At 70.1% G+C, this 16,503-nt stretch carries 17 protein-coding genes; 12 read left to right on the forward strand and 5 right to left on the reverse strand.

Annotation, left to right across the window (positions count from 1 at the left end):
* The first annotated feature begins 54 nt into the window (after positions 1 to 54).
* Entirely contained in the window at positions 55 to 2,283 is a 2,229-nt protein-coding gene (locus AMO33_RS05560) for a molybdopterin oxidoreductase family protein (RefSeq protein ID WP_060590991.1), read from the forward strand.
* A 4-nt stretch (positions 2,284 to 2,287) separates the two neighbouring features.
* On the opposite strand, the gene AMO33_RS05565 is transcribed toward AMO33_RS05560, so the two are convergent.
* Positions 2,288 to 2,836, reverse strand: a complete 549-nt coding sequence (locus AMO33_RS05565; protein WP_060590993.1) for a TetR/AcrR family transcriptional regulator — start codon at positions 2,834 to 2,836, stop codon at positions 2,288 to 2,290.
* 183 nt (positions 2,837 to 3,019) lie between these two features.
* On the opposite strand from AMO33_RS05565, the gene AMO33_RS05570 reads away from it, so the two are divergent.
* From AMO33_RS05570 to AMO33_RS05580, 3 genes are all read left to right on the forward strand, one after another.
* Positions 3,020 to 3,658, forward strand: coding sequence for a TetR family transcriptional regulator (locus tag AMO33_RS05570; protein WP_060590994.1), 639 nt, complete (start codon positions 3,020 to 3,022; stop codon positions 3,656 to 3,658).
* Positions 3,652 to 4,308, forward strand: coding sequence for an enoyl-CoA hydratase-related protein (locus AMO33_RS05575; protein WP_060593307.1), 657 nt, complete (start codon positions 3,652 to 3,654; stop codon positions 4,306 to 4,308). The genes AMO33_RS05570 and AMO33_RS05575 overlap by 7 nt, the downstream gene beginning before the upstream one ends.
* A 104-nt stretch (positions 4,309 to 4,412) precedes the next feature.
* Positions 4,413 to 5,195 carry a crotonase/enoyl-CoA hydratase family protein gene (locus tag AMO33_RS05580; RefSeq protein WP_011209474.1) on the forward strand — a complete coding sequence of 261 codons (783 nt, stop codon included), beginning with the start codon at positions 4,413 to 4,415 and terminating at the stop codon, positions 5,193 to 5,195.
* 3 nt (positions 5,196 to 5,198) lie between these two features.
* Here AMO33_RS05580 and AMO33_RS05585 read toward each other — a convergent pair whose 3' ends face one another.
* Positions 5,199 to 5,906, reverse strand: coding sequence for a dienelactone hydrolase family protein (locus AMO33_RS05585; RefSeq protein ID WP_060590996.1), 708 nt, complete (start codon positions 5,904 to 5,906; stop codon positions 5,199 to 5,201).
* Positions 5,907 to 6,108: 202 nt separating this feature from the next.
* On the opposite strand from AMO33_RS05585, the gene ligD reads away from it, so the two are divergent.
* Positions 6,109 to 7,071: a non-homologous end-joining DNA ligase gene (gene ligD, locus AMO33_RS05590; RefSeq protein WP_011209472.1), complete on the forward strand. Its 963-nt coding sequence runs from the start codon at positions 6,109 to 6,111 to the stop codon at positions 7,069 to 7,071.
* On the opposite strand, the gene AMO33_RS05595 is transcribed toward ligD, so the two are convergent.
* Positions 7,055 to 7,702 (reverse strand): TetR/AcrR family transcriptional regulator, encoded by a 648-nt coding sequence (locus AMO33_RS05595; RefSeq protein WP_240327436.1) that lies wholly within the window; start codon positions 7,700 to 7,702, stop codon positions 7,055 to 7,057. The two genes, ligD and AMO33_RS05595, sit on opposite strands and share 17 nt — an antisense overlap.
* Before the next feature lie 109 nt (positions 7,703 to 7,811).
* Here AMO33_RS05595 and AMO33_RS05600 point away from each other — a divergent pair, with 109 nt between their 5' ends.
* From AMO33_RS05600 to AMO33_RS05630, 7 genes are all read left to right on the forward strand, one after another.
* A complete protein-coding gene (locus AMO33_RS05600) occupies positions 7,812 to 8,942 on the forward strand; it encodes a VOC family protein (RefSeq protein WP_060591000.1) in 1,131 nt (376 codons plus the stop codon).
* Positions 8,939 to 9,877 carry a fumarylacetoacetate hydrolase family protein gene (locus tag AMO33_RS05605; protein WP_060591002.1) on the forward strand — a complete coding sequence of 313 codons (939 nt, stop codon included), beginning with the start codon at positions 8,939 to 8,941 and terminating at the stop codon, positions 9,875 to 9,877. Before AMO33_RS05600 ends, AMO33_RS05605 begins: the two co-directional genes overlap by 4 nt.
* On the forward strand, positions 9,874 to 11,454 hold the full coding sequence (mhpA, locus tag AMO33_RS05610) for a bifunctional 3-(3-hydroxy-phenyl)propionate/3-hydroxycinnamic acid hydroxylase MhpA (RefSeq protein WP_060591003.1): 1,581 nt from the start codon (positions 9,874 to 9,876) through the stop codon (positions 11,452 to 11,454). Before AMO33_RS05605 ends, mhpA begins: the two co-directional genes overlap by 4 nt.
* A 52-nt stretch (positions 11,455 to 11,506) precedes the next feature.
* Entirely contained in the window at positions 11,507 to 12,706 is a 1,200-nt protein-coding gene (locus tag AMO33_RS05615) for a cytochrome P450 (RefSeq protein WP_060591005.1), read from the forward strand.
* A 74-nt stretch (positions 12,707 to 12,780) separates the two neighbouring features.
* Positions 12,781 to 13,590 (forward strand): SDR family oxidoreductase, encoded by an 810-nt coding sequence (locus AMO33_RS05620; protein ID WP_060593308.1) that lies wholly within the window; start codon positions 12,781 to 12,783, stop codon positions 13,588 to 13,590.
* A gap of 149 nt (positions 13,591 to 13,739) precedes the next feature.
* The gene (locus AMO33_RS05625; RefSeq protein WP_060591007.1) at positions 13,740 to 14,285 is read left to right on the forward strand and encodes a VOC family protein; all 546 of its coding nucleotides are present in this window, start codon (positions 13,740 to 13,742) and stop codon (positions 14,283 to 14,285) included.
* Positions 14,269 to 15,066, forward strand: coding sequence for a MerR family transcriptional regulator (locus tag AMO33_RS05630; RefSeq protein ID WP_107103087.1), 798 nt, complete (start codon positions 14,269 to 14,271; stop codon positions 15,064 to 15,066). The genes AMO33_RS05625 and AMO33_RS05630 overlap by 17 nt, the downstream gene beginning before the upstream one ends.
* Before the next feature lie 7 nt (positions 15,067 to 15,073).
* On the opposite strand, the gene AMO33_RS05635 is transcribed toward AMO33_RS05630, so the two are convergent.
* Positions 15,074 to 15,871 carry a serine hydrolase domain-containing protein gene (locus tag AMO33_RS05635; protein WP_060591012.1) on the reverse strand — a complete coding sequence of 266 codons (798 nt, stop codon included), beginning with the start codon at positions 15,869 to 15,871 and terminating at the stop codon, positions 15,074 to 15,076.
* Between the two features lie 92 nt (positions 15,872 to 15,963).
* A complete protein-coding gene (locus AMO33_RS05640) occupies positions 15,964 to 16,485 on the reverse strand; it encodes a DnaJ family domain-containing protein (RefSeq protein ID WP_060591014.1) in 522 nt (173 codons plus the stop codon).
* Positions 16,486 to 16,503 lie beyond the last annotated feature (18 nt).

Consider the following 16,503-nt stretch of genomic DNA (forward strand, 5'->3'; position numbering starts at 1 on the left):
CGGTGGGGGCGGCGGTAGCCTGAGCGGAACGACCGTGGAAGGTGACGAAATCCCATGAGCGCTACCACCATTGCCCGGCAGTGCACGCTGTGCGAGGCGCATTGCGGAATTCTGGTGACCGTCGAGGATGCGAAGGTCACGCGGATCGAAGGCAACCCGGAGGACGTGCTGTCCAAGGGCTACATCTGTCCGAAGGCGACGGCGATGGGCGGGCTGCATCACGACCCGGACCGGTTGCGCACGCCGGTGCGGCGGGTGGGTGACCGGTTCGAGCCGATCGGCTGGGATGAGGCGTTCGCCGAGATCGGGCGTCGGTTGCGGGCGGTGCGGGCCGCGCACGGGCCGAGCGCGATCGGGATGTATCTGGGCAATCCGGCCGCGCACAGTTCCTCGGCGATCTACGGGGTGCTGTTGCGCACGGCGCTGCTGACCCGCAACTTCTTCACCGCGTCCTCGATCGATCAGTTCCCGCAGGAGTTCGCGGCCTGGCAGATGTTCGGTTCGAATCTGCTGATGCCGGTGGCCGACATCGATCGCACCGACCGGCTGGTGATCCTGGGCGCGAATCCGGCGGTGTCGAACGGGTCGGTGACGACGATGCCGGGGGCCAAGCTGCGGATCCGGGAGGTGCGCAAGCGCGGCGGTTCGGTGGTGGTGGTGGATCCGCGGCGCACCGAGACCGCGCGATTGGCCGACGAGCACGTGGCGGTGGCCCCGGGCGGTGACGTGTATCTGCTGCTGGCGATGCTGCATGTGCTGGTGGCCGAGGGGTTGTGCGACGAGCGCGCGGTGCGGGACCGGTGTGCGGGCTGGGACGAGTTGCGGGCGCTGGTGGCCGAGGTGACGCCGGAGGCGATGGCGCCGTATGCGGGGGTGGACGCGGCGACGATCCGGCGGCTGGCGCGCGAGCACGCGGCGGCGTCCTCGGCGGTGATGTACGCCCGGATCGGGGTGTGTCAGCAGGTGACGGGCACGCTCACGCATTGGCTGGTGAACACGATCAACGCGGTGACGGGCAATCTGGACAGCCCGGGCGGGCAGATGTTCACCACTCCCCCCGTCGACGCGTTGCGGTTCGCGCGGCTGTCGCGGGTGGGGTACGGCGCGTGGACCGACAGCACGGGGACGTTCAAGTCGTTCCGTGGCGAGTTGCCGGTGGCGGTGCTGGCCGAGGAGATCCGCACCGACAGCCCGCAGCGGATCCGGGCGATGATCACCTACGCGGGCAATCCGGTGTTGTCGACGCCGCAACGCGGCCGGTTGGGTGCGGCGCTGGATTCGCTGGAGTTCTATGTGGCGGTGGACATGTATGTCACCGAGACGACCCGGCACGCCGACATCATCCTGCCGCCGATCTCCCAGCTGGAGCGGGAGGACCTGAATTTCCTGTTCCCGGTGTTCAGTGTGCGCAACAACGTGCGCTTCGACGCGCGGGTGTTCGAGCCGCCCGCCGACGGGCTCGAGGATTGGCAGATCCTGGCGCGGTTGGTGACCGAGCTGGTGCCGTTGCCCGCGCGGCGGTTCACCGGGCGGCTGTTGAACGCGCTGTTCGAGGTGGCCAGTCCGTTGCGGTTGACGGCGCTGGGGATGGCGGTGGGCCCGCACGGGGTGCTGCGGCGCGGTCGCAAGGGGGTGACGGTGGCGAAGCTGCGGCGCACGCCGGGCGGGGTGGATCTGGGTCCGTTGCAGCCGCGGTTGCGGTCGATCATCGCGACGAAGGACCGCAAGGTGCAGTTGGCGCCCGCGGATTTCGTGTCGGCGGCGGCGGAACTGGTGGCCGAGGCGCGGGCGGGCCGGGCGTTGACCGCGCCGGCGGACGGGTTCGATCTGAAGTTGATCGGGCGCAGGCATCTGCGCAGCAACAACTCCTGGTTGCACAATCTGCCGTCGATGGTGAAGGGCAAGGATCGCTGCACGGCGCTGATGCATCCGCGGGACGCGCAGGCGCGCGGGCTGGTCGACGGTGAGCAGGTGGAGGTGACCTCGAGTACCGGGTCGATCGTGGTGACGTTGGAGGTGAGCGACGAGATCCGTCCCGGTGCGGTGGCGGTGCCGCACGGGTGGGGTCACCGGGAGCCTGGGGTCGGCTGGTCGGTGGCGGCTTCGTTGCCGGGGGCGAATGTGAATCTGCTGCCGGATCCGGCGTTGACGGACCGGTTCTCGGGCAATGCGGCGGTGAACAACACCTGGGTGCGGGTGGCGCGGGCGACGGGCGAGCCGGATCGTGCGGCCGCGGGCATGGTGAGCGATTCGGCCGTGGTGAGCGATCCGGCGACGGTGTGAGCGGTCAGCGGCGGGTGTAGGAGTAGATCAGTCGCTGGTATTGGCCCAGCAGGTCGTGCAGGGAGACGTCGTCGCCGCCGGCGGCGATCTGCTGGTAGCCGATGAGCATCGCCATGCCCATGGAGGTGAGCACGGCGGTGGTGGCGTCGTCGCCGACGATGCCTTTGACGGCTTTGTGCACGGTGCGGCGGCGGGATTCGTCGACGCGTTTGAGGGCGAGGTTGACCGATTCGTCGTTGGCGGCCCAGGCGCGGATGGCGGCTTCGGCGGCGTGGTGCAGGCCCAGGGCGAGGTCGGCCATGGCGGCGATGTCGTCGTGCGGGTTGCCCTGGTTGAAGTTCAGGGTGCGCAGGATGCGGATCTGGCGGTTCTCCCAGTGTTCGAGCAGGGCGTCGACGAAGCCCTGCCAGCTGCCGAAGTGGTGGTAGAACGAGCCGCTGGTGACGCCGAGGCGCCGGCACAGCAGGCCGATGTTGAGTCCTTTGAATCCGAGTTCGGCCAGCACCTCGAGAGCGGTGTCGAAGTACTGCTCCTTGATGACGACTCGTGACATGCGGCGCCGTTCTCTTCGTGCGGACAGGGGTGGGAGGCAGGCGAAGACTACCGCATCGCGGGGGTGGGGCGGGACGGCCCGGGAGAATTCCACACGGACCGGACGGTAGGTGAAAACCGTAGGGGGCGTGGGCAAACGCCCCGTGCCACTATAACAGAGCAGTTGCTCTGTTATAGTTCGGTCATGCCACGTCCCCGAGTGCACGACCCCGACACCGTGCTCGATGCCGCCGAAGCGCTGGCGGTCCGCGCCGGGCCCGCCGCGGTGACGGTGCGCGCGGTCGCCGCGGCCACCGGGGTGTCCAACGGCGCGCTCTACCACACCTTCGGCTCGCGGGGCGCGCTGCTGGCGCGCGCGTGGGTGCGTGCCGCGCGCCGGTTCCTCGACGTGCAACGCGCGCTCGCCTTCCCAGAAACGGCCGAGCCACACGGCGATTCGGATACCGAAGCGGCAGTCACCGCGGCGATCGTGGCGGCCGCCGAGGCGCCCAGTGTGTTCGCCGAGCGCTTCCCCGACTCGGCCCGGCTGGTGCTGACGGTCTCGCGCGAGCAGTTGCTCGATGCCGACCTGCCCGCCGAGCTCGCCGCTGAACTCCGCGGCGCCGAACGCGATCTCGTCGCTGTGCTGGTGGATCTGGCGCAGCGGCGGTGGGGCCGCCGGGACCGGCGCGCGGTGCAGGTGCTCACCACCTGCCTGGTCGACCTGCCGACCGCGATCCTGTTGCGCCGGGACCAGCTCGCCGATCCCCACGCCCGTCATCAGCTACGCGCCGCGGTCCGCGCGGTGCTCGACATCGGTCCCCCGGAAAGGAAATCATCGTGACCACCCTGGAATTCCACGACGGCATCGCCGTGCTCGACCTCGGCGACGGCGAGAACCGCTTCTCCCCCGCCTTCCTCGAGCAGGTGAACGCCCACCTCGACACCGCGCTGTCCGACGGCGCGCTGGCGCTGGTGACCACCGCCGGCGGCAAGTTCTACTCCAACGGCCTGGATCTGGACTGGGTGGCCGCCCACGGTGAGCGGATGCCCTGGTACGTCGAGCAGGTGCAGGCGTTGCTGGCGCGGGTGCTGACCTTCCCGCTGCCCAGCGCGGCCGCGCTGCCCGGGCACGCCTTCGGCGCGGGCGCGATGCTGGCGATGGCGCACGACTACCGGGTGATGCGCGCCGACCGCGGCTACTTCTGTTTCCCCGAGGTCGACATCCACATCCCGTTCACCCCGGGCATGGCGGCGTTGATCCAGGCCAAGCTCACCCCGGCCGCGGCGATCGCGTCGATGACCACCGGGCGCCGGTTCGGCGGCGGTGAGGCCGCGGCGATCGGGCTGGTCGATGCCACCGCCGCCGAGGGCGAGGTGACCGCGGCCGCGCTGGCGATGCTGGCGCCGTTGGGCGGCAAGGATTCCGGCACGCTGGCGGCGGTGAAGAACACCATGTTCGCCGGTGCGGTGGCGGCGCTGCGCGCGGCGTGACCGCCGGGGCGGTGGTGGGTGCGACGCGGGGTGCGCCCACCACCGTGACCGGTAGGTTGGACGGCGGGCCCGCACCGGGGCGGGCCGCACGAGGAGGTCTGTTCATGTCCGATGCCGCCACCCTGGAGCGCCGGGGTTCCGTCGCCCTCATCACCCTCAATCGTCCCGACGCCATGAACGCCGTCGACTCCGCGCTGTCGCGGGCGGTCGGCGCGGCGCTCGAACAGCTCGCCGAGGACCCGCAGCTGCGGGTGGGTGTGATCACCGGCGCCGGGCGCGCGTTCTGCGCCGGTGCGGACCTCAAGGCGCTGGCCGCGGGGCAGAACATCGGTGATCCCGAGCATCCGGAGTACGGGTTCGCCGGACTCGTCCAGCATTTCGTGGACAAGCCGCTGATCGCCGCGGTCAACGGATTCGCCTTGGGCGGGGGCACCGAGATCGTGCTCGCCTGCGATCTGGCGGTGATGAGCGATCAGGCCTCGCTCGGATTGCCCGAGGTCAAGCGCGGGTTGGTGGCGGCCGCGGGTGGGCTGCTGCGGCTGCCGCGCCAGATCCCGCACAAGATCGCCCTCGAGATGGCGTTGACCGGTGCGCCCGTCGACGCCGAGACCGCGGCGCGGTGGGGGTTGGTCAACCGGGTGGTGCCCGCCGATCAGGTGCTGGCGGTGGCGCTGGAACTGGCCGAGACGATCGCGGCCAACGCGCCGCTGGCCGTGCGCGCCTCCAAGCGCATCATCCACCGCGCCGCCGCGTTCGGTTCGGACTGGGACGCGCCGATCTGGCAGATGAACATGGAACAGACCATGCCGGTGTTCCTGAGCAAGGACGCCGCCGAAGGTCCGCGCGCGTTCGCCGAGAAGCGGGCGCCGCAGTGGCGAGGCGAATGACCCTCACGCGGTGAGGTGTTGGTCGAAGAAGGCGAAGATGCGCCGCCACGCGTCCGCGGTGGCGGCCGCGTCGTGACCAAGGCCCACCACCCGCAGCAGGCGCTCGCTGCCGAAGGTGTTGGCGAAACCGTGGGTGGTGCGCGGGTAGGTCTTGATGTCGTGCGGGACGCCCAGGTCGGTGAGCGCGCGGTCGAGCTTGCCCGCGGCGCCGATCAGTGAGGGATCCAGGCCCGCGTAGCTGGCCACCACCGGGCAGGCGCCCTCGAGCAGGGTGCGGTAGTCACCGTAGAGGCCGGGATAGAACGGGGCGGCGGCGTCGAAGCCATGCGGGGCGGTGAGCAGGGCGAAGCCGCCGCCCATGCAGAACCCGGCGACCGCGGTGCGTCCGGTGCAGTCCGGGTCGGCCAGCAGGTGGTCGCGGGCGGCGAGGATGTCGCGCACCGGCACCGCCTCGGCGTGGTTGCGGCCGCCGGTGAACCACAGCGCGCGCATCACCGCCCGGATGCAGCGGGCCTTGCCGCGGGAGAACAGGTTGGGCGCGATCACCAGGTAGCCGCGCTCGGCGAGCATCGTCACGTGGGTGCGGATGTCGGCGCCGAACTCGAGGGCGTCGTGGATGATCACGATCCCCGGCCACGGACCCGGCGTATCGGGGCGGGCCAGCAGTGCTTCGATGGGGCCGTCGGGCGCGGGCAGGTCGATGGTCTGCATGGATCGAATCTAGGCCCTCGGCGCGCCGCACGGCCGGTTCCGCGCACCGGTGTGCTCTGGTCGGCCCGGCCAGCGGGTTGCCGGTGCGGCGTCGAGCATGCGGTGCCCGGTGCGGCGAATCCGCTCGCCGGCGCGGGCGGCCGGGTCCCGATTCGGGTGCGGATGATCGAAAACAGCGGTTTGCTGGCTGTATGCTCTGGTGATGGCGCCCGCGCCGTCGCCGATGCTGGCCACCGCTGGACGACCGCCGGAGGATCCGCGCGGTTGGGCTTTCGAGATGAAATGGGACGGGATGCGGGCGGTGGCCGACGCCGCCGACGGGCAGTGCCTGCTCTACAGTCGCAACGGCAAGCAGGTCGCCGGATCGTTCCCCGAGATCGTCGAGGCCGTGGCGGCCGCGGTCGGCCCGCACCGGGTGGTCCTCGACGGGGAGATCATCGCCCCCGAAGGCGCCCGGGGCGCGCCGTCGTTCTCCCGGTTGCAGCGCCGCATGCACGTGCGCGCCCCGACACCGCAGCTCATCCGCGAGGTGCCGGTGTTGTACATGCTGTTCGATCTGCTCGCGCTCGACGGGCACGCCACCGTGCGTCTGCCCTACACCGAGCGCCGCGACCTGCTCGCCCGGCTCGACATCGCGCGCCCGCCGTTGCAGCTGTCGCCGAGCTGGACCGATGTCGACCCCGCCGAGCTGGCCGCGGCCGCCACCGACAACGGCCTGGAAGGGCTGGTCGCCAAACGGCTCGATTCGGTGTATCAGCCCGGGGAGCGCAGCCGCGCCTGGCTCAAGATGCCGTTCCGCAGAACGACCGAAGCGGTGATCGCCGGATGGTTGCCGGGTAACGGTCCGTTCCAGAAGTCGTTCGGGTCACTGGTTCTCGGTGCACACGATGCACAGGGGCGGCTGGTGCACATCGGCAACGTCGGCACCGGATGGAAGCAGTCCGAGCGCACCCGGTTACGGCAGCGGCTCGACGAAATCGCCCGCCCGGACTCACCGTTCGACGTGCCCGCGCCCCGCCCGGTCGCCGCGCTCGCCCACTGGGTCTCCCCCGAACTCGTCGCCGACATCGAGTACCGCGAAGCCACCGCCGAAGGACTGCGCCACCCGAGCTGGCGCGGGCTGCGCATCGACAAGGACCCGGCCGAGATCACCTGGCCCGCCTGATCGCAGCGGGGGAAGGCATTTTCAGCGGTTTCGTGGCTACCGCGCGGGCGTCGTCGAGGCTGAGGCCGAACATGCACAGCAGGTTGGTGGCGAGGGTGTCGGCGAGGGTGTCGATGTCGGTGTCGGGGTCGGTGGCGAGGAGCTGAAGACAGCCGAGCAGCGAACCGGCCGTGCAGGCGAGTGCGGCGGGGTAGTCGGTGATTCGGAGGCGGCCGGTCTCACCCGCTCGGCGCAGGTCGCGCAGGGCGCGCGGGGCGAGGCCCCCATCGGAGGTCATCAGACGGAAGCCGATGGTCAGCAGTGTCCCGGTGAGTTGGGCGTGGGTCTTGGTCAGGTGCATGGTCATGCGGATGCCGTTGGCGAACACCTCGGCGGGATCCTCGATTCCCGCTGAGGCCTGGTCGAACAGTTCTCCGTAGCGGTCGAGGGTCTCGGCGATGGCCGCGTCGAACAGTTCGGCCTTGCTGGTGAAGTGGTTGTAGAACGAGCCGACGCCCACGTCCGCGCGGTCGGTGATCTGCTGCACGCTGGCGTCGAGGCCGCCCGGGCTGGCCAACAACTCGGCCGCGGCCGATATCAGCGCCGCGCGGGTGCGGGCTCGTTTGCGGTCGGTGCGATTCGAGTGCGGCACGGGAGAACTCCTGTCACCTTCAATTCTGAATGACATTCCAACTCTGAATGTCATTGACGGAGGCGCCCATCATTGCTGAACATTTCTTCAGTAGTCAAGGAGGACAGCGATGACAGTGCCCGCATACGACGATCCGCACGTCGATCTGCACAGTGCGCAGGGCGCGCTCACCGGTGAGCACCCGGACAGGGCGAAGAATCCGCTGATCAAGGTCGATGACATCGCGTGGCTGGAATTCGACAAGCCCGATCTCGACGGTGCGGAACGCTTCGCCGCCGCATTCGGTCTGAGCACCGTGATCCGCACGCCGGACGAGTTGCATCTGCGCGGCACCTGGGCGGGCTCGGTCTGCGTGATCGTCCGGCGCGCGCCGGTGGCCCGGTTCGTCGGCACGGCCTACCGCGCCGGGGACCGCGCCGACCTGGCACGGCTGGCTGCCGCGACCGGGCATGCGATGGAGCCGCTGGACGTGCTGGGTGGTCGGGTGGTGACCCTCCGTGATCCGAGCGGGCAGGTGGTGCGGGTCGTCGCCGATGTGCCGGAGTTGCCAGCGCTTCCCGACCAGCCACCGTTGACCTGGAATCTGGGCGCGGCGCGGTATCGGATCAACGCGGTGCAACGCCGCCCCCGTGAGCCCGCGCGCGTGCAACGCCTGGGCCATGTGGTACTCGAAACGCCGCGATTCCTGGAATGCCTGGACTGGTATCTCGAACACCTGGGCCTGATCGTCAGCGACTTCCTCTACTTTCCGGGGCAGCGGGACCGCGGCCCGACCATGGCGTTCATGCGCTGCGATCGCGGGTCGACCCCCGCCGACCATCACACGCTGGCGATGACGTTGGGGCCACGGGCGGGATATGTCCACAGCGCCTATCAAGTCGCCGATCTCGACTCGATCGCGGCGGGCGGGGCGTATCTCGCCGAGCGTGGTTACCGTCGTTCCTGGGGTGTTGGCCGCCATATCCAGGGCAGCCAGTTGTTCGACTACTGGCGCGACCCGGACCGCTTCCTGGTCGAGCACTTCGCCGATGGCGACCTGTTCGATTCCTCGGTCGAGGCGGGCTGGACGCATATGAGCGCCAGCGGCCTGGCCCAATGGGGACCGCCGGTCACCCGTGACTTCCTCGGAGTGAACCCCGATCCGCAATTGCTGCGCGCGGTGTTCTCCGCATTGCGTGACGGAGCGAACGAGTTCGATATCCGGCGCCTGCTCGGCCTGATGAAAGTAGCCCGCACATGAGCACCACCATTGTCCGTACCCGCTCGCACTGGTACCTCGAAACCCCGCACGGTGCCACGCCCATCGACACCCCGGCGGCCACCACCGCGGAATTGCTCGGCGACCTCGACGCGATCCGGGCCGCGCACGACGCCACCGACTGGACTCCGGTGTCGGAACTACAACTGGTGTCACCGGTGACCGCGCCGTGCCGTGTCGTGGCCCAGATGGTCAACTTCGCCAGCCATGCCCGCGAGTCGAACATCGACCCCGGACGGGTATCGGCGACCTTCTTCCGCAAATCCTCCGGATCGATCTGCGGACCCTACGACGACATCGTCAAACCCGCCCACGTGCGACTGCTCGACTACGAGGTCGAGATCGGCATCGTGTTCGGCGCCGCGGTGCCGGTCGGAACGACCATCACCGCCGAGAACCTGCCCGAGTACGCGGCCGGACTGATCATCGCCAACGATGTGAGCGCCCGGGACGTGCAACTGCCCAAAACCCAGTTCTACGAATCGAAGTCCTACCCCGGATTCACCCCGGCCGGTCCGCGACTGGTGTTGCTCGACCCACCCGAATGGGCGCAATTCCATCGATTGCGGCTACAGCTGTGGGTCAACGGAGAACGCCGACAGAACGGTGTCGTCGGAGACGACATGCTCGTCGAACCCCTCCAGGCCCTGCACGCGCTCAGTCGATTCCAGCGTCTCGACCGCGGAGACGTTCTGCTGACCGGCACGCCGGGCGGGACCGCGCTGTCCGCACCTGCGAAACCCGTCGAACTGCTCGGCGCGCTGCTGCCCCCGCACCTCAAGTGGAAGATCTTCTTCCGCAAACAGGCGGCCAACCCTCGCTATCTCCGCGACGGCGACATCGTCGAAGCCCGGATCGCCACCGACGACGGCGCCCTCGACCTGGGCCGGCAGCGTAACCGGGTCCGATACAGGTGATAACTCGATCGTCCAACCCGGTCGACGTCGCGGTCGTCATCGTCGGCGCCGGCCCGGTCGGCCTCACCGCGGCGCTGCTGCTGGCGGGACACGGCATCGCCACCGTTGTTCTGGAGCGCCACCCCACCTCCTACCCGCTGCCGCGCGCGGTCCACGCCGACGACGAGGTGTGCCGGATTCTCGCTGCCGTGGGAGCCTACGAGCGATTCGCCGAGATCAGTCGTCCCATGCCCGGAATGCGCCTGCTCGATCACAACCACACGGTGCTGGCCGAGTTCGCGCGCGATTCGATGGACGGCCCCCACGGTTTTCCGCAGGCGAGCATGTTCGACCAGCCCGAACTCGAGGCGATACTGCTCGACCTCGCCCACGCCGACCCGCTCATCGACCTGCGACGCGGATGCGAGGTGATCGACGCCGCCGACCACGGCGATTCGGCCGTTGTCGAGTACACCACCGACACCGAAACGCACAGGCTGACCGCTGCCGCGGTGATCGGCTGCGACGGCGCGCGCAGCCTGATCCGCGACCGGATCGGCACCGGCCTGCGTGACCTGCACTTCCAACAGAACTGGCTCGTGGTCGACGTGCGGACCGCGGCGCCCCTTCCGGTGTGGGGAGGTGTCCAGCAGATCTGTGACCCGCGGCGTGCCGCGACCTTCATGCCCGTCACCGGTACCCGGTATCGATGGGAGTTCCGCATCGAGCCGGGCGAACGGGCCGACGAGCTGGCAGCCGCCGACAACTTGCGCCGACTGCTGCGGCCCTGGATGGACGCGCACACCTTCGACCGGGCCGACATCGTTCGTCACGCCGAGTACACCTTCCGTGCCCGCGTCGCCGAACACTGGCGCCGAGGACGACTGTTCATCGCCGGCGACGCCGCACACCAGACCCCGCCGTTCATCGGGCAAGGCTTGGGCGCCGGGTTACGGGACGCGTTCAACGTGAGCTGGAAACTCGCCGAGGTTCTGCGCGGCACCGCGCCGGAGTCGATTCTCGACACCTATACCGCCGAACGCCGCCCACATGCGACCCGGACCATCCGCACGGCCGTTGCCGTCGGATGGGTGCTCACCGGTGGCCACGACCGCGCGGCCGCGGTGCGACGCGCTTCGCTGGGGCTGTTGTGCCGCATTCCGGGAGTGTCGCAGGCCCTGCTCGCGACTGTCTCACCGCCGCTGGCGGCTGGTCCCCTGGTCGAGCGACGGGGTATCCGACATCGGCTCAACGGGCGACTGTGTCCTCAACCGGTCATCGCGGGCGAGGGTGGCGGCGCCCGTTTCGACGAGGTCCTCGGCCCCGGCTATGCGCTGCTGACGCGGGGACCGCTGCCCCCGACCTGCACCGTCCCCGACCGGGTCACCCACCTCGACCTCAGCGTCCTGGACTGGCCTCCGACCGGCGTCGAGATCCTCACCCGCTGGCTCAGCACACATTCCGCGTTCGCGGTCTTGCTGCGCCCGGACCGGGTCGTGATGGCCGCCGCGCGCACCCCCTCCCGAATCCCCGACATCCTCGCCCTCCTCCCACCCCCGGCGGGCGAGCGACATCCTCACGAAAGCGATCGACGATGAACCCTGAGCATCCGACGGCGCCACATCCGGCCTCGGTAGCCGCGGAGATCCGATGAGCGGGCCGCTCACCTCTGCGTCGCGGCCCTCGACATACCGTGGCGCGCCCGTCGTCGACGTCGATCTCTACGGCAGGCAGGTCGTCACCGACCCACAGTCGGTCTACCGGCGGATCCGCGACGCCGGGCCTCTGGTGTGGCTGCCGCGCCACCGGCTCTGGGCCATGGGGCGATTCGACGACGTCCGCGCGGCGTTGCGCGACGACCTCACCTTCCGCAGCGGTAACGGCGTGGCCGCCAACCCGATCGCCAACACGTTGGGTCACTACACCACTCTCGCCAGCGATGACCGAGCCCACACCAACCGTCGCGCGATCCTCATGCAGTCCTTGGCCTCGCGGGCGATCCGCCCCGCGCTACCGGCGATGGAGCAGGAAGCCGTGCCCACCGTCGAGCGGCTGCGTCGACGGCAATCCTTCGACGGAATAGCGGACTTCGCGACCCGCCTACCCGTCCAGGTGGTCGCCGATCTCGTCGGGGTCCGGGTGAGCGCGGCGAAAATGCTGACGTGGGGCCGCGCCACCTTCGACGGGCTCGGACCGGCGAACCCGCGCGCGGGCACAGCCGCCACCAGTGCTCTGCGGCTCTACCTCTACACCCTGCGGCTACGAAGGAAACACGTCACCCCGCACGGATGGGCCGCCAGCGTCTTCGACGCCGCGGACCGCGGCCGGATCAGCCGGCTCGAAGCCAAGAACATGATCATCGATTTCGTCGCGCCCAGCCTCGACACCACCATCCTGGCGACCGGGCAACTGTTATGGAGCCTGGGCGCACAGTCCGAGGTGTGGGAACAGATCCGCGCCGATCCGGCCCTCATCCCCCGAGCCGTGATCGAGGCGGTGCGGCTGGCCTCCCCGGTGCGCGCCTTCACCCGGACCATCGCCGTCGACACCGTGCTCGGCGAGGTCGCACTGCACGCCGGTGAGCGCGTCGCCCTGATCTACGCCGCCGCCAACAGCGACGAGCGCCGCTTCGACCGGCCCGAGCAGTTCTCGCTGGACCGCCGTGGTAGCAATCTGGGCTGGGGAAACGGAGCACACACCTGCGTCGGCATGCAACTGGCCAAAATGGAAATGCAGACCCTGCTACACGCGATGGTCCCGCGCATCAACCACATCTCCGTTTCCGACCCCCAGCCCCTGCGCAACAACTGTCTGCAAGGACTGAAATCGTTCCGCGCCGCCTTCCACTGAACCCCACCGAGAAATCCCGTCGCCTGCGCGGGCAACCGTGCACGGCCATCGGCCGACGAATAATCAGGATGGACATGTCCACTACACGTATCGCCGTCGTGACCGGCGCATCGTCGGGAATAGGCCGGGCCACCGCCGCGGCCCTGTCCGACCACGGCTACCGGGTGATCGGGACCAGCCGCAACCCGCACGCCGTCCCGGACCGAGATCTGTTGCCGGGCATCGACTACCGGCCGCTGGACTTGACCGACCACGACTCCATCCAACAGTTCGTCTCAACGCTGGACGACGTCGACGTCCTGGTCAACAACGCCGGTGAGAGCCAAGCCGGACCGCTGACCGACCTGCCTGACGACGCCGTGGCCCGGCTGTTCCAACTCAACGTGCTCGGCCCGATCACACTCACCCGAGCGGTGCTGCCCGGCATGCGCCGACGCCGGGCCGGGCGGGTGGTGATGGTCGGTTCGATGCTGGCCAGCTTCCCGCTGCCCTACCGCTCCTCCTACGTCGCCACCAAAGCAGCGCTCCGTGGATTCGCCACCGCGGCACGGTTCGAGGAATCGCCGTACGGCGTCTGGCTCACCACTGTGGAACCGGGGCAGGTCGATTCCGGCCTCCGTGAACGACGCACGAAATACCTCGCCGACAATTCGCCACACACCGCCGAATTCCAGCGCTTCATGACCACACTCGACCGCAAACAAGCCGCCGGCATCACCCCCGACCGGGTCGCACGCACGATCCTCACCGCGGTGACGGCAGCACGCCCCCGCCCGCTCTACGCCGTCGGCAGCAACGCTCCGGCCGCCTTCGCACTCCACCGGATACTCCCCCGCAGCACGATGGAACGCCTCACCGCCCGCACCTATCGACTACACCGCTGACCCAGCCGACGTCGAGAGAAGACCAAGCAAGCGTTCACGCCCGGTCTTTGTCGTCGGCCCCGGCGGTTTCCGAAGCGCCGCGGGAACGCGCGAACCTGTTCGTGTTTCGGCTTGACCCTGACGTTGCGTGAGGGTCGAAGGTGGGGTGCATGAGCGACTACTTCAATGCCTTCGAGATCAGCCCCGTTCCCACGCCGGGCCCGGACGTCGTCGCGCCGGAGCCGTTCCGCGGCATCTACGGCATGCCCGCGTTCGTGACGATTCCGACCACCGATGTGGCGGCGTCGCTGGACTTCTGGACCCGCGGGTTGGGCTTCATCGAGCTGTTCACCATCCCCGGCGCGGTCGTGCATCTGCGCCGGTGGGCGTTCCAGGACGTGCTGCTGGTGCCGGCGTCGGCGGCCGCGACGCAACCACCGGCGATGAGCGTGAGTTTCGCGTGCGTGCTCGACCAGATCGATTCCCTGGTCGAGGCCTGCCGTGCGCTGCGCCCGGATTCGGTCGACGGCCCGCGCGACACCCCGTGGAACACGCGCGACATCGAGGTGCGCACGCCGGAGAACGCGCGGGTGATCATGACCGCGGCCAAGCCGTTCGACCCGACCGGGCCGGAGGCGCGCAATCTGGCGGCGGTGGGCATCACCGCCCCGGAGGAGGTTGCGGGCGACAATGCAGAGCATGCCCGAGGACAGTGACGGCCTGACCGTCGGCCAGGCCGCGGCCCGGCTGGGAGTGACCGTGCGCGCGCTGCACCACTGGGACGACATCGGCCTGGCGCTGCCGTCGCTGCGCACAGCCACCGGGTACCGGCTCTACACGGGCGCGGATCTGCAACGGCTGCACCGCATCGTCGTCTACCGCGAACTCGGGCTCGGCCTGGACCGGATCCGCGCCGTCCTGGACGACTCGGCCACCGAGGTACCCGCCGCGTTGCGTGCGCAACGGGCCCAGGTGCGCGAGCGGATCGCCCGGCTCGAGCAGCTCGCCGCCGGGCTGGACCGGATGATCGAGGCGCACGAGCGCGGCCTGCTGCTGACCGCCGAGCAGCAGGCCGCGCTGTTCGGGCCGCGCTGGGATCCCGGCTGGGCCGCCGAGGCCCGCCGCCGCTACGGGGCGGGCCCGCAGTGGCAGCAGTTCGCCGAGCGCGCGGCCACCCGCAGCCCGGAGGACTGGCAGGCCGTCGCCGCCGAGATGACCGATCTCGAGCAGGCGCTCGGCGCGGCCATGGACGCCGGGATCGCGCCCGGCAGTCCCGAGGCGAACGACCTCGTCGACCGGCATCGGACGATCTTCGGCGCCTACTTTCCGATCGATCGCGCCCAGCAGGTGTGCCTGGGGCGCATGTTCGACACCGATCCCGGCTTCACCGCCCACTACGACGGCATCCGTGCGGGCCTGGCGAGCTGGTTGCGCCGCAGCATCGACGCCGCCGCCCGCGCGCACGGCATCGACCCCGACACCGCCACCTGGCAGTGAGCGCCCGTCAGCGCAGGGCGGCCAGGCAGCGGCGGATCAACGGCGCGTCGTCGCACTCGCGGGCCTCCATCGTGCCGTGGGCGGCCGAACCGTCGACGCGGGCGGCGGCGAACAGGGTGAAACCCGGTCCGCCGCCGCCGTGCCCGACGATCGCGGGCGGGTTCCCGGAGGTCATCAGGCCCGCGCCGTATCCCGGGTCGGACAGCGGGTGACCGGGCGCGTCGACCGGGTGGGTGCGGCACATGGCGGTCGGGAGCTCGGCGCCGAGCGTGCCCGACAGCAGCCGCGCCAGCGCCGCCGCCGTATCGGTGACATCGGCGCAGAAGGTGCCGGGGTAGACCCAGCGCGGATCGTAGGCGCGCACGCCGACGGGGATCTCGACGGTGCAGTGCGCCCAGTCCGCCCGGGACGCGAACGGGTGGGCGGGCAGCTCGAGCGGGTCGAGCACCAGGCGGCGCAGGACCGGGAAGAAGCGGTCGCCGTGCTGTTCCTCGAGCGCGCGGCGCACCAGCAGATAGCCGGGATTGGAGTACCGGAACACCCCCGGCCGCGCCAGCTCCACCCGTTCGAGGATCACCTCCTCGGACCAGGCGTCCCCGCGCTCGGCCACGTCGCGCCGATACTCCGGCCACGCGCCGTAATCGCCGAGCCCCGAGCGATGCGTCAGCAGATCCCCCACCCGCAACCCTGCCAGCCGCGCCGGAACCGGCGCCACCGCACCGATCTCCCGCTCCGGGTCCAGACAGCGCAGCACCGCGGCCGCGGTGAAGATCTTGGCAATGCTGTACACCGGGGTCACCGTCACGGCCGCCGAGTGTAGACACCATGCGTCCGGCGAGACGGGATCGAGCAAGGGCGAGCGGGGCGTCCGAACCGTTCCGGTCCGCGTGGCCGGGGTCAGCCGAACAGGCGCCGCCACCAGCGGATCAGAACCCAACCGCGGCGCGGCCGCGATGCGGGCCCGCCGCCGGACTCTGGACGGGGCCTCGACACACCTGACACACCGGTGGTCCTGCGTGCGCGGCGCTGCCGCCAACCCGCCACCACCTCCTCGGCGTCGGCGAGGGCCAGCGGTACCTGGGGCGGGGTGGGTGTGCGGATCCATGCGGCGATGCGCCGGTTCAGGGCGCTCACCGCCGCGCGCACCTCGGTTTCGCTGTCGAGCTCGTCGACGGTCGCGGGCAATCGCTCCAGATCCCGTCGCAGCAGCAGCGAATCGGGCAGCAGCCCGTCGGTGGGGGCGCCCTCGCGGCGCAGATAGTCGCGGATCCACCAGTTCTCGTCCACCGGGGTGCCCGCGCCCGGGATCGGTTTGCCCGCGCCGCGCAGGTTCGCGAACTCGCCGCGCTCGGTGGCCTCGCGGATCTGCTTGTCGACCCACGACTCGAAGGTGTGCTCGACGGGTTTCCGCTCGGTCATACCGCCATGCTACGAACC

This window comes from Nocardia farcinica (genome assembly GCF_001182745.1).
In the GTDB taxonomy this organism is placed as follows: Bacteria; Actinomycetota; Actinomycetes; order Mycobacteriales; family Mycobacteriaceae; genus Nocardia; species Nocardia farcinica.

Excerpts from the sequence above, each read along its gene's own strand:
- AMO33_RS05560 (WP_060590991.1), top strand. The coding sequence starts at position 55 with ATGAGCGCTACCACCATTGCCCGGCAGTGCACGCTGTGCGAGGCGCAT.
- AMO33_RS05565 (WP_060590993.1), bottom strand. The coding sequence starts at position 2,836 with ATGTCACGAGTCGTCATCAAGGAGCAGTACTTCGACACCGCTCTCGAG.
- AMO33_RS05570 (WP_060590994.1), top strand. The coding sequence starts at position 3,020 with ATGCCACGTCCCCGAGTGCACGACCCCGACACCGTGCTCGATGCCGCC.
- AMO33_RS05580 (WP_011209474.1), top strand. The coding sequence starts at position 4,413 with ATGTCCGATGCCGCCACCCTGGAGCGCCGGGGTTCCGTCGCCCTCATC.
- AMO33_RS05585 (WP_060590996.1), bottom strand. The coding sequence starts at position 5,906 with ATGCAGACCATCGACCTGCCCGCGCCCGACGGCCCCATCGAAGCACTG.
- ligD (WP_011209472.1), top strand. The coding sequence starts at position 6,109 with ATGGCGCCCGCGCCGTCGCCGATGCTGGCCACCGCTGGACGACCGCCG.
- AMO33_RS05600 (WP_060591000.1), top strand. The coding sequence starts at position 7,812 with ATGACAGTGCCCGCATACGACGATCCGCACGTCGATCTGCACAGTGCG.
- AMO33_RS05605 (WP_060591002.1), top strand. The coding sequence starts at position 8,939 with ATGAGCACCACCATTGTCCGTACCCGCTCGCACTGGTACCTCGAAACC.
- AMO33_RS05615 (WP_060591005.1), top strand. The coding sequence starts at position 11,507 with ATGAGCGGGCCGCTCACCTCTGCGTCGCGGCCCTCGACATACCGTGGC.
- AMO33_RS05620 (WP_060593308.1), top strand. The coding sequence starts at position 12,781 with ATGTCCACTACACGTATCGCCGTCGTGACCGGCGCATCGTCGGGAATA.
- AMO33_RS05625 (WP_060591007.1), top strand. The coding sequence starts at position 13,740 with ATGAGCGACTACTTCAATGCCTTCGAGATCAGCCCCGTTCCCACGCCG.
- AMO33_RS05630 (WP_107103087.1), top strand. The coding sequence starts at position 14,269 with ATGCCCGAGGACAGTGACGGCCTGACCGTCGGCCAGGCCGCGGCCCGG.
- AMO33_RS05640 (WP_060591014.1), bottom strand. The coding sequence starts at position 16,485 with ATGACCGAGCGGAAACCCGTCGAGCACACCTTCGAGTCGTGGGTCGAC.